General features: G+C 60.5%; 6 protein-coding genes and 3 pseudogenes. All 9 read left to right on the top strand.

Translation table 11 applies throughout. The features are described 5' to 3' along the window. Window positions 1–598: 598 nt before the first annotated feature. The 9 genes and pseudogenes from PACILC2_RS04875 to PACILC2_RS04835 all read left to right on the top strand — a co-directional run bounded on the left by PACILC2_RS04875 (window position 599) and on the right by PACILC2_RS04835 (window position 12,086). The gene (locus PACILC2_RS04875; RefSeq protein WP_213527837.1) at window positions 599–1,183 is read left to right on the top strand and encodes a hypothetical protein; all 585 of its coding nucleotides are present in this window, start codon (window positions 599–601) and stop codon (window positions 1,181–1,183) included. Next, window positions 1,180–2,823 carry a helix-turn-helix domain-containing protein gene (locus tag PACILC2_RS04870; protein WP_213527835.1) on the top strand — a complete coding sequence of 548 codons (1,644 nt, stop codon included), beginning with the start codon at window positions 1,180–1,182 and terminating at the stop codon, window positions 2,821–2,823. Before PACILC2_RS04875 ends, PACILC2_RS04870 begins: the two co-directional genes overlap by 4 nt. Window positions 2,824–3,201: 378 nt before the next feature. Further along, window positions 3,202–4,831 (top strand): annotated as a pseudogene (locus PACILC2_RS04865) (extracellular solute-binding protein). A gap of 90 nt (window positions 4,832–4,921) precedes the next feature. Continuing rightward, window positions 4,922–5,823: pseudogene (locus PACILC2_RS04860) on the top strand (ABC transporter permease). Window positions 5,824–5,875: 52 nt separating this feature from the next. Continuing rightward, window positions 5,876–6,750 (top strand): annotated as a pseudogene (locus PACILC2_RS04855) (carbohydrate ABC transporter permease). 43 nt (window positions 6,751–6,793) lie between these two features. Continuing rightward, the gene (locus tag PACILC2_RS04850) at window positions 6,794–7,753 is read left to right on the top strand and encodes a sugar phosphate isomerase/epimerase family protein (protein WP_213527833.1); all 960 of its coding nucleotides are present in this window, start codon (window positions 6,794–6,796) and stop codon (window positions 7,751–7,753) included. Next, complete coding sequence (locus tag PACILC2_RS04845) at window positions 7,750–8,070, top strand: hypothetical protein (protein WP_213527831.1); 321 nt, start codon at window positions 7,750–7,752, stop codon at window positions 8,068–8,070. Before PACILC2_RS04850 ends, PACILC2_RS04845 begins: the two co-directional genes overlap by 4 nt. Continuing rightward, the gene (locus PACILC2_RS04840; protein ID WP_244863238.1) at window positions 8,067–9,830 is read left to right on the top strand and encodes a hypothetical protein; all 1,764 of its coding nucleotides are present in this window, start codon (window positions 8,067–8,069) and stop codon (window positions 9,828–9,830) included. Before PACILC2_RS04845 ends, PACILC2_RS04840 begins: the two co-directional genes overlap by 4 nt. Before the next feature lie 3 nt (window positions 9,831–9,833). After that, complete coding sequence (locus tag PACILC2_RS04835) at window positions 9,834–12,086, top strand: glycoside hydrolase family 88/105 protein (protein WP_213527829.1); 2,253 nt, start codon at window positions 9,834–9,836, stop codon at window positions 12,084–12,086. Window positions 12,087–12,303 lie beyond the last annotated feature (217 nt).

The following is a 12,303-nucleotide window of genomic DNA, read 5'->3' as shown; positions in this document are numbered from 1 at the left end:
AAATTACTGTACTTTCGCAGGATTTTACCTCAAAGTCATCTATTCGGGCCAAAATTCCTGCACTTTTGCAGGATTTCGCCAAAGCAATCTGCTGGGAGACTAGGGGCGTTGAAAGCAGGCGCACCGTTGGACTTCACATTGCGTACCTCAGGACCCTATTCCCTCCCTCCTCTGCCAGACGCCTGATTGCGAACCCCCAGGGCCCTATTTGTCCGCGCCTTCCCACCGGACTCCACGTTGCGTGCCTCAGGGCTCTATTCCCTCGCCCTCCTCCACATTGCATACCTCAGCACGCCTACTACGCCGGACACCCGTTTGCGGTCCCTCAGGGCCTCCTTATTCGCTCGTGCCCCCCCCCGGCTCGGCGACTACCACATGGCTTTTTCCAGAAACGATATGTTACAATAATCCCTAAGGTAAACCGCTTAACCTGACGCTAATGCATAATTGGTAACGCTTACATATCTGGTGTGAATTGTCGTTCGGCATGTTGGCGGTTCTAAACGGACGCCGCTGTCCTTATTTCACGCTTCAATCCTTCACACCGATCCTTGCGCACTTGAGTTCCGACTATTATGTATCCGGGGGGGTTTCCGCGATGATGCGCAACTGGTATTTTCGTCTGCTCTTTTCCTACTTTCCTATTCTGGTGCTCGCATTCTCCATCATCATTTTCCTGTCCTACATCGTCGTGAACGAAACAACGCGCAAGGAGACGAAAAAAGCCGACGGCATCGCGACAGGCTATACGATCGACAGAGTCGAGCGCGCGGTTCGCGAAATCGAGATGACGATTCTAAACGAAGCAGCGAAAAATCCGAACTTCACTCTCTATATGAACCGGTCGACCGACCTTGAGGTCAAATATGCGGTCGTCCGCAGCCTGCGCGCGATAATGGAGGACAACAAGCTGATCCATTCGGTGTACGTATACCGCCGGGCGGACGGTACGATCCTGACCGATTACGGCCAATCGGAGCTGTCGTCGTTCGGGGATCGTGCCTTCATCGGCCAAGCGTGGAACAATCTCGAGTATCGTGGTTGGTCGCCCTCCCGGGAATACCGGGAATCGGAAATCGCCCAGCCGGCCGCCGTCATTTCCATGTACAAGCGGGCACCGCTGCCTTTCGGCGACGACGGCCTCATCGTCATCAACGTGGACCTGTATGAGATTGAAAAATGATCGGCGGCATGACGAACCGTCAATTATCCTTTATGCGGGTCCGCGACGCGGCCGGTCAACTTGTCTACCCGCCCGACGACGGCGACGACGCAGCCGCGGAAGGCAAGGTGCTGACGACAGCAATATCCGAGCGGCTCGGCTGGACATTCGAGAGCGGCATTCAAGTGGGACAACTGTTCGGCTGGGTGTCGGTCATATCGTATGTGTGGGTTGCGATCGCTTCTCTCACGTTCGCGGCGGCGATCGTCTACCTGATCTGGATTACGAAGCGCAACTATAAGCCGATCCGGCTTATGGTCAACCGCATACAGACGCTGCAGCTCCGAAACGAAGGCACCGGGCGCGAGCTGGACGATCTGGCGGTGATCGACCGGGCGCTGGAAAAGTTGATCGATCAGGCAAGGGATTACGAGAAGGAAAAGCGGGAAAGCGCCGCCATACAGCGCCGCCAGCTGTTCCTCGATTTGATCGCTGGCGAACGGGGACGCCATATCGGCGAGCGGCTGAGCAAGCTGAACCCGCTGCCGGAGAAGGAGCGCTACGCGGTTGCAATCGCCAGGCTTGAGCAATACGAATCGTTTCAGTCCGATTATTCCCCCGGCGAGCAGAACTTGATGAAATACGCGCTGGGCAATGTCATGCAGGAGCTGGCGCTTAGCGAAGAGCTGTACGCCTGGGGGGAATGGGCCGCTCCCGACCGGATCGCCTTTATTCTTGCTGCGGACGGCGACGCCGCATCGGTGAAGACGCGGCTCAGGCGCACCGCCTCCGTCGCCCGCGCATGGATGGAGGAGCGGCTGCGAATTCCGCTCTCGTTCGGCATCGGCTCCGTCGTCGACGGCTGGCGCGGGCTGCACGAGGCTTACTGCGCGGCGCTGACGGCAATGGATCATCAACTGTCGATCGGACGCGATGCGGTGGCGACCAGCGACGATCTGCCGAACGGCGCACAGCGCGAAATGTACAAATATATGCAATTATGTACGGAATGCGTACAGAAGTTTCGTCTGACCGACGAGACGTGGCGGGAGAAGTTGGAACTGCTCTTCAGGCAGCTGGAGGCCGACGCCCCCAGAGACGAGGACATTCATTCACTGCTGCGGCTGCTCCTGCAACTGCTGGGACGCGAACTGAAGGAATTGTCCGGCAATCTCGGCGGCCATTTCGAAGGAGAGCAGGCCGAGCTATGGCGAAGCCGGTTCGCGTATGCGCCGTCGCTCCGCGAAATGAAAGCTTTGCTGCTCGAATACTTGAACGAAATCTACCGCACCTATGTCGCCATCAGCGAAACGAAGAGCTACAAGGCGATGATCGCGGAGATGCGCGCTTACATTCAGGAAAATTTCGCGAATCCGGATCTGTCGCTGAAGCATCTGAGCGACCGGTTCCAAATTTCGGGCAAATACGCCAGCTACCTATTCAAACTGGAATATGACATGAAATTCGTCGACTATCTCGTCCGGCTGCGGATGCAGCATGCCGAACGGCTGCTTGCGTACGGAGACGACACGATACAGGATATCGCGCTGAAGGTCGGTTACGCCAATTCGATTACGTTCGGAAGGGTATTCAAACGGACCGTAGGCGTCACGCCCAGCGATTATCGCCGGTTGAAAATGCGCCCCTCCGCTCCGCAATAGCGGCGCCGGCAAAACTTGCCGCACGGCGGCGGGCAAGCCGCGTCACAGCAGCCGGCAAGCCGCGGCGCGGCGGCATGACCGGCTTTGACGACCAGCCGGCTCGGCTAATCGACGCGCCCAATAGCAACGGATGCGGAACAAGACGCCCGTATGAAATCGGTTTATAACGGGAAAACGGTGCGGCCGTTTTGGAAAAAGGCGCTCGCGGCGCGGGTTCTGCGCATCGGTTGGCCTATCGGAAACTGGTTTATTGCCGGTGTGCGTACCGCCGTGCCATACTGATGCCATCCGGAGCGCCGGCACCAAACCCGCAAATAAAAGCGCATTCAAAATCGCCGACCCCGGTGTAAATCGACCAAAGGCAAAGGGGTTGACACAATGGACAGAGCGACGAAACGGACAGGCGTCAAAATACGGAGCGAAAGAAAAGCAATTCTACTCGTTGCGCTCGCGATCGCCTGCTCGCTGCTCGTCACCGCATGCGGCGGCGAGCGGCCGGAGAGCGGCGGGGCGGAAAGCGGCGGCAACGCCTCCGGCAAGCCGGTCACGCTCAAGATCGAAGTGTTCGACCGGGGGAACTCGCCGGCAGGTTCTTCCGTTACGAACAACTATTTGACCCGGTACGCCCAAGACAACTTCGGGACGCCGAACAACATCAAGCTGGAATACGTGCCCGTCCCGCGATCCGAGGAAGTGAAGAAGCTTAACGTGCTGATGGCCAGCGGCGGCGACGTGCCGGACATCGTCTTCACCTACGACTCGGGCACCTTCTACCGGTACGCGCAGCAAGGCGGGCTGGCCGATCTCGGCGAGCTGCTCGACGAGCACGGCCCGAACCTTAAGGCATTCCTCGGCGAAGAGACGCTGGCCTACGGCCGGGTCTACGGCAAACAGTACGCTTTGCCGGCCAAGCGGTCCCACCTCGGCAAATACGCCTCCTTCATCCGCCAGGACTGGCTCGACGCGCTCGGGCTTCCGGTGCCGCAGACGACTGAGGAGCTGTACGAGACGCTCAAGGCGTTCAAAGAGAAGGACCCCGGCCGGACCGGCGGCAAAACGATCCCGCTTGGCATGACGATCGCGCCGGCTCAATACGAGCCGCTCATCTGGTCGTTCATCAAGCCGGTCACGGAGGAGCAGCGCTATACGCTGACCCAGCAGCTCGGCTCCCGCGATTACCCGATTCTGCTGCCGGGCTTCAAGGACGCGCTGCAGTTTATGAACAAGCTGTACAACGAAGGACTCATCAGCCCCGATTTCGGACTGGACAAGGACAAAACCAAATTGAACGAGGACGTGTCGAAAGGACTGGTCGGCTTCTTCAGCGAGGACGACATGAATCCGTTCTATGCGGACGGCGTCTACGCTACGCTGCAAAAACAGTTCCCGGCGCCAAGCTTTCCGCCGTCGATGTCTACACGAACGAGGAAGGGAAGCATCCGAAGCCGGAATACGCGCCGATCGGCATGTACATCATGATTCCGAAATCGAGCGAGCGCGCGGTCGAGGCGATCCGATACCTGGACTGGATGGCGTCGGGCGACCATCTGTTCCACATGCAGAACGGTGTCGAAGGCGAGAACTACACGCTGCAGGACGGCATTCCGGTCATGATTGCGAACCCTTCGGAGGAAGCGAAAAACCGGCTGTACAACCAGGGCGACATGGCGATCATCTCCAACGGCAAACAGCTCGGCGATCCGGACAAAACGTCGAGGCGTACGTTCTCGGGATGCCGGAGGCCTATCAGGAGGAGACGCGCCGCGCGCTGACGATTTCCCGTACGGATACGATCAAACCGGTTCTGTTCGACAAGCCGATTGAGGCGCAAGCCAAATACGGCACTTCGCTGCTCGAAAAGTTCAACGAAATATTCGTCAGGACGACGATGGTCAAGCCGGAGCAATTCGAGAGCACGTACGAAACGATGATGAAAGACTACATGGCCAGCGGCGGCCAGGCGATACTGGACGAGCGGACGGAGGCTTACCGGGAGATGACCGAATAATGGCTGCGGTCGATTGACTCGCGCACAAGAGAGGACGAGGGCGCTTTCGTCCTCTTCCCTTACGCGTCGTAAAACGAAAGGAGGCCGACGATGAACGCGATCGGATATTTTCGCCGGCACTGGCAGCTATACGCGCTGCTCGTCCTGCCCGTCATCTATTTCGCCGTGTTCAAATACGGTCCGATGTACGGCATCGTTATCGCATTCAAGGACTTCAATTTTTCGAGGGCATTACCGGCAGCAAATGGATCGGATTCGACGCATTCCGGGAAGTGTTCGCGATGGCCGACTTCTACAAAACGCTGCGCAACACGCTTATGCTCAACTTTTTCGATCTGCTCGTTTCGTTCCCGGCGCCGCTCATTTTGGCTATCATGCTGTACGAGATGAAGTTCGTCTGGTTCAAAAAGCTGTCGCAGACGATTTTGTACATCCCGCATTTTATTTCCTGGGTTATTATCGGCGGCATCGTGTATCAGGTGTTCGGCACGCAATCCAGCATGATCAACAATGTCGTGACATCGCTCGGCTTCGACCCGGTTCCGTTTTTGACCGACAAGACGTACTGGCTCGTCACCTATCTGGCGGTCGGCGTATGGCAAAGCGCCGGCTGGGGCACGATCATCTATCTGGCGGCGCTGACCGGCATCAATCGCGAACTGTTCGAAGCGGCGGATGTGGACGGAGCCGGCAGGCTGAGAAAAATATGGAGCATTACGCTCCCGGCCCTCAAGCCGACGATCGTGACGCTGCTCATCATCAACCTGGGCAACATGATCGCCATCGGCTTCGAACGCCCTTACATTATCGGCAATACGGCGGTGCGCGACTATGCCGACGTGCTCAGCACGTTCGTCTACCGCATCGGCATCGAATCCGGCCAATATACGCTTGCCACGGTAGTCGGCCTGTTCCAGGCGGTCGTCGGGCTCGTATTCGTACTCGGCGCCAACTACGCATCCCGCAAGCTGGCGGGGCAAAGCATTTTGTAAGCCGCGATTGGCGGACGAAGGTTCCCGCACTACGGAAAGGAGCGTATGACATATGAACCAACGCCGTGCCGGCCGCGCGTTCGACGCGGTCAATTTCGTCGCCCTGTCGTTTTTTGTGCTGCTATGTCTGGCTCCGTTTCTCCACATTTTGGCCATTTCGCTAAGCTCGGCCCGCGCGATCATGTCCGGAGAAGTCAGTCTCGTTCCGGTCGAGCTGAACTGGGGCGCCTACAAGCAAGTATTTTCCGATATGTCGATGATGCGCTCGCTCGGTTTCACGGTCCTGCTCGTCTGCCTGTTCACGGTTTTGTGCATGCTGATGACGATCGCCGCGGCTTATCCGCTGTCGAAGACGAGGCTGAAGGGCCGCAAGCCGGTCATGTTCATAATTATCATTACCATGTTTTTCAGCGGCGGACTCATCCCGGAGTATATTCTGGTGCGCAGCCTGCATCTGCTCGACACGGTCTGGGCGCTCGTGCTGCCGGGGCTTATCAGCCCGTTCTATTTGATCATTTTGATCACGTTTTTCAAAACATCCCGGACAGTCTGGAGGAATCGGCGCAAATCGACGGCAGCGACTACTTCCGGACGCTCGTCAGCATTATCGTGCCGCTGTCGCTGCCTGTTATTGCAACGCTCAGTCTGTTCTATGCCGTCGGCCGATGGAACGGCTTCACCGATACGCTTCTGTATATTACGAGTCCGGAGATGTATCCGCTTCAGCTCAAACTGTATCAGCTCGTCCAGAACAATATGATCAGCGAGCTGATGCAGCTCGAAGGCGCGTCCGGGCAGTCGATGCTGCAGCCCGAAAGCCTGAAAGCGGCCAGCGTCATGTTTGCAACAGTGCCGATTCTGCTCGTGTATCCGTGGCTTCAGCGGTATTTTGTCAACGGTGTCATGCTGGGCGCGGTGAAAGGATGAACATGAAGCGGTGCCGGACCAAACGGCAAGGAGGAGAACCAAAATGGGAAAGGACAAAGGGGAGTATTCGTTTTCGACTTGCTGGAACATCAAACGGCATACCGTCGGAAGCGCTATGATCGCGGAAATCGCGGAGCTTGGTTTCCGTCGCGTGGAACTCAACTATAACGTCTCGCCGGAGCTGCTGGAGACGATCGAGCCGATGATCGAACGCGGCGAAATCGGCGTTTCCAGCGTGCACAACACGTTTCCTCACGTTTCCGATCCCGATTACGGGACCGACTCCGCGCTGCTCGGGTTCGACGATAAGGACAAACGTCGGCGCGCGATCGAGCTGCTCGTCAGATCGGCGGAATACGCCCATCGATACGGCGCCGAGGCGGTTGTCGTCCATCCCGGCGAAGTGCCGTTCGACTATAATATCGACGAAGCGCTCAAACGCCTTTACCGCGAGCAAGGCCTTGATTCGGACGGCTACCGGCAGCTGTGGAACGAAATGATCGGGCGTCGCGAATCGCTGAGCGGCCGCTATCTTGAGCGAATCGGCGACAGCCTGGAGGAAGTGTGCGAGCGCATCGCCGCCAAAGGCTGGGACGTAACGATCGGCATCGAGACGCGCTCCCGCTGCTACCAAATACCGACGCTGCGGGAGGCGCGCCGCATATTCGACCGATTGAAGGATGCTCCCGTCGGACTCTGGTACGATTTCGGCCACGGCATGATGATGGAGCGGATGGGCTTGTACGACAACTTGAAGGATATGGAGGCGGTCAAGGATCGCGTCGTCGGCGTTCATATCCACGAGTCGGTCGGACTGTCCGATCATTGGTGCCCCTATGTGCACAGCGGCGATCCGGCGTATTTCGACCGGTTTCTGCCGATCATCGCGGCCGCGCCGGTGAAAGTGTACGAGCTGAAGGCCGCCTGCCGGCCGGATGAAATCGAAAGAAGCCACGAGCTCCTGCTGGGCAAGCTGGCGTCACTGGAGGCGTATGGCCGATGACGGACACCCGCCATTCGGCCGCGTATGCGCCGAAATTGCACTTTGACCGGAACGAGCCGTTCTTCCCCGTGCGCATCGGCGTCTCGTTGCTTCGCGACAGCGAAGCGTCGCCGCGTCAATACCAGCAATCGTTTCACCGGTTCCGGCCGTCTACGACGTTCGTCGATTACGATTATCCCGATCCGGAGACGCTGTTTGTTCCCTGGGTTCGGTTATACGTTATACGAGGAAATTTTGAAAATCGAGGCCGAGTTGGCTCTGATCAGGCGGACGCTTCAAAACGGAACGGCGCCGAAGGAGTGAGGGAGAGAGGATGAGCGGCATGAGGTTGTACGAGAAGCTGATAGCGGTCAACGATTACTGGACAAAGGACGGACTGGAGCGCCAGACGATGGATTCCGCCAGCCGGTTCCGCGGCGGGGTGTGCGATCCCGAGAACGGCATTCCATGGCCGAGCCATACGGGAACGCCGATGACGATGGCCATTTGGGCTTGCGCGCTCGCCAGCCGGGAATCCCGGTACTACCGCGACGCCGAGCTTGCAATGCGGCTCGAGCTGGCGACGGAATTCATGCTCCGATTCCAGCACGACGACGGCACGATCTCGCCCGGCTGGACGAACCTGCATTCGCCGCCGGATACCGCCTTCGTCGTCGTCGGCCTTGCGCAGGTGCTGGAACTGCTGTCACGGCAGGATTGGAGAGCGCTGGACCGGACGCGCGGCAACCTGCGGCTGTTTCTGGAGCGGACGGCGCCGGCACTGGCGACCGGCGGCTGCCATACGCCGAACCATCGCTGGGTGCTGGCCGCCGCGCTCTGCTTCCTGCACAAGCTGACCGGACAGCGCGAGCTGGCCGCTCGGGCCGGGCAATGGCTCGCCGAGGGGATCGACTGTACGGAGGACGGCGAATGGACGGAACGAAGCAACGGCATTTACAACAGCGTGAGCGACCTCATGCTGATCCATGCCTCAGACCTCCTCGGCCGACCCGAACTGCTCGAGCCGGTCCGCCGCAATTTGCGCATGATGGCCTATCTCGTCCATCCAGACGGCGAAGTCGTCACCGATTATTCCGGCCGGCAGGATTTCGGCCATAAGCACGACCTGTCCGGCTATTTTCTCCCCGCCAAGCTGATGGCGCACCGCGATCGAGATCCGCTCTTCGCGGCGCTGGCCGAGCTCGCCGGCGATGCACTCAACCATCCCGGCAGCGCGCCGAACAACGGCCTGCTCGGCTGCCTGCTTCGTCCGGAGCTGCTCGAGCCGGTCCCCGAGCCCGGCAAGCTGCCGGACAACTACCGGGTCGTCATCAACGGCACGTTCCCGCGCGAACGCTATCTGGCGGAGATGGCGTCGGCCGGACACGGCGGGCACATCCACCACAGCCGGCTGCATCCCGAATTCGGCGCCCCCATCGCGCGCGAGCGGTACGGCAGAACGAGCGTGACCGTCATGACGGAGACGAATTCCTTCTTCGCGCTGCGACACGGCGCCGCCCGTCTGCTCGCCGTGCAGATCGCCTCGTCTTTCGAGCCGGGCTATGTCAGGATGAACGGCCTGGAACCGCTCGAAGACGGCTACCGGCTGTTCGGCGAAGAAGCGAAGGGCTATTACGGCCCCATACCTGCCGATCGGCTACCCGCCGCAAGCGGCGGCCCGGTCAGCCCATGGTACTTGCTGCCGCATCATCTTCGCGAGGTGACTCACCTTCAGCGGCATCGCGTCGGCGTGAAGCTGACGCGGACGGCGGACGGCTGGAGACTGCGCGTTCATTGCGGGATGCCGGATGCCATGCTGACGCAAATTTCGTTCGTATTCGACCCGGCCGGCGAAATCGACGGCGACGGGCTGAGTCCGGCGGGGGCCGGCGCTCAATTTTGGCGCAAAGGTGCGGTCTGTTACTCGGCGGGCTCCGACCGGATCGAGCTCGCCGGCGGCGCGCACGAGCATCGGACGGCGGCGATCCGCGGCGCCGCCCTGCCGTCCGGCTGTGCGGCGCTGCTCGTCAATCTTGTGACCCCCTACGACCGGACGTTCGACATTCGGCTGTCCGGGCCGGATCGAAAGGAGGAATGACCGGTGACTGTTTATATGGATCCGCGCGAGAGCGCGCGCTATGCGTTCGGCGACGACGATCACCGTATCGTGGAACTGATAGCGGGACGCTATGTCGGAGCCAACCCGCCGGTTCCCTTCGCGCTGCGCGCCTTCGCCAAGACGGGCGTTCTGCAAAACGCGGAAGGGCTGTACGACATGGAGCTGGGCGGCAAGCTGCCGCAGTCGAAGCCGGGCGACTTCGCTTACGTATTCGGTCTTGTATGGAGCGACGACGAGCGTCCGATCGACGGCGTCCTGGAGCCGCTCGGCCCTGTCCGCTTTTATATGAACGAACAGCTTCTGTATCGTTCCAGCGCGGTCGACGAGATGAAGCCGGATGCGCGGGCCGTCATCCCGCTGCCGCTCCGCAAAGGATGGAATACGCTGCTCATTCAGGCTCGCCGGACGCCGGCGGGTTTCGGCTGCCGGTTCGGCGCAGTGGAAGCAAAGGTGCGCATTCTGAATGTTCTGGCACCGTTCGCCGAACGGTCGGGAAGCGCGGGCTGGGTATACGCGGGGCCGGTGCCTACGCCGCTGTTCGGCGAGAACGGAGCGTTCCCCGATTGGCGGCTGCCCGAGTCGTCGAGCGGCCTGAGCTGGCTGCCCGAGACGCGGTGGACGAAAGCGCAGGCGGCGCTGCCGAACGCCGAGCGGCTGTTCGGCTGGCCTGCCTCTCCGGCCGCCGCTTACGGCTGGACGCGGCTGTCCGCTCTTCCCGGTGCGGATATCGAGCTTACCGGCCGCGCCTTCGGCCCGACGTCGGTTTGGCTGGACGGCCGGCTCGTCGCAAGTCTGACAGAAGACGGCGCGTTCCGTGCGACCGTGAGGCCGACGGCCGCATCTCCGCAGCTGCTGGTGCGCACCGTCGGCGGCGAACGAGGCTGGGGCTTCGAGCTCGAAGCGCACTCGGGCGGGCAACGGCTCGCGTTCGAGCCGCCCGTCCATGCGCACGGCTGCAAGGGCCCCTGGCTGTACGCGGGTCCGGTCGATCCGAAGTTCGACATGGCGCCGGGGACCGTCACCGCGATCGGCGCGCTGCTGCCCGCCGTCGACGAAGCCGGCGAGCCGGCCGGATTCGTCACCTGGTCGGCCGACGCGCCGATGACGCGGGTCCGTCCTTACTATGAGAACGCCATGCTGAGCAACAAATGGACGAGCGGCGCCGCCACCAACTTCGGGCGGTGGGACTATCCGCTCGGAGTGACGATGTACGGGCTGCTGCGCGCCTCCCGGGCGCTCGGGCGGGATGAGCTTGCCCGATATGCGCTGGACCATATCCGCTGCTGCACCGGACTTTACGAATATTCGCTCTGGGACCGGGACGAATACGGCTTTCCATCCATTAATCACCAGCTCGTCCTTATGCGCATGCTGGACAACTGCGGCTCGTTCGGCTCCGCGATGCTGGAGGCACAGCCGCTGACAGGCGACGCCGGATTATCGCGCATCGCCGATACGATTGCCGACTTCGTGCTCTGCCGGCTGGAACGGCGCGAAGACGGCGCGTTCTACCGGCAGTGCGCAGGCGAGTATTCGGCCGATACGATGTGGGCTGACGATCTGTACATGAGCGTGCCGTTTCTGGTCCGATATGCCGCCGCGGCCGGCAAGCCGGAAGCGATGGATGAGGCGGTCAGACAGTTTCTGCTGTACCGGCGCTACCTGTTTATGGAAGACGAACGTCTGATGTCGCACGTATTCGATTTCAAGTACGGGCAGGCTACTCGCGTGCCGTGGGGGCGAGGCAACGGATGGGTGCTGTTCTCTCTTTCGGAGCTGCTGGAGAGGCTGCCGGCCGACCATCCCGGTCGGGAAGAGCTGCTCTCCTTCTTCCGGGACTTGTGCGCCGGCGTAGCCGCCTTGCAGACCGAGTCCGGCCTTTGGCGCCAGGTGTTGAACGAGCCCGAAGCGTACGAAGAGTCGTCCTGCACGGCCATGTTCGCTTACGCTTTCGCCCGCGGCGTCCGGTTCGGCTGGCTCGCGGACGAAAGCCGTTATGCGGATGCGGCGATCCGCGCCTGGCGCGGCTTGACGGAACGCGCCATCGACAGAGCCGGCAACGTTTACGGCGTCTGCAGCGGCTCGCGCTATTCCTTCTCGCCGGAATATTATATGTACGACCTGGGGACGGTCGTCAACGACAATCACGGCATCGGCATCATGATGCTAGCCGGCGTCGAGATCGGCCTGCTTAAAGCGGCGGCCGCCGGATGGGCGGCAGATTCGACGCAATAACGGCAGGGCTCCCCGCGCGGCGGCGGATTCGGCACTATTATGGGGGGGGGCAACCGCCGCCATTCGCCCGGATCCTTACGCCCCCTCGTTCCCACGCCAGTCTTTCGCGTTCGTCTGACATGCCCGTTCGGATCTTGACCTGAAAAATCGTCGGAAAGCCCGGCGACTTTTCACTTTCGCATTATCCGGGACAATTAGCATCGGTACGATGAACAAA

The organism is Paenibacillus cisolokensis, from assembly GCF_018403665.1.
Taxonomy (GTDB): domain Bacteria; phylum Bacillota; class Bacilli; order Paenibacillales; family Paenibacillaceae; genus Paenibacillus_AH; species Paenibacillus_AH cisolokensis.
This window is presented reverse-complemented; position numbering and strand designations above follow the sequence as displayed.

Excerpts from the sequence above, each read along its gene's own strand:
- PACILC2_RS04875 (WP_213527837.1), top strand. The coding sequence starts at position 599 with ATGATGCGCAACTGGTATTTTCGTCTGCTCTTTTCCTACTTTCCTATT.
- PACILC2_RS04870 (WP_213527835.1), top strand. The coding sequence starts at position 1,180 with ATGATCGGCGGCATGACGAACCGTCAATTATCCTTTATGCGGGTCCGC.
- PACILC2_RS04850 (WP_213527833.1), top strand. The coding sequence starts at position 6,794 with ATGGGAAAGGACAAAGGGGAGTATTCGTTTTCGACTTGCTGGAACATC.
- PACILC2_RS04845 (WP_213527831.1), top strand. The coding sequence starts at position 7,750 with ATGACGGACACCCGCCATTCGGCCGCGTATGCGCCGAAATTGCACTTT.
- PACILC2_RS04840 (WP_244863238.1), top strand. The coding sequence starts at position 8,067 with ATGAGCGGCATGAGGTTGTACGAGAAGCTGATAGCGGTCAACGATTAC.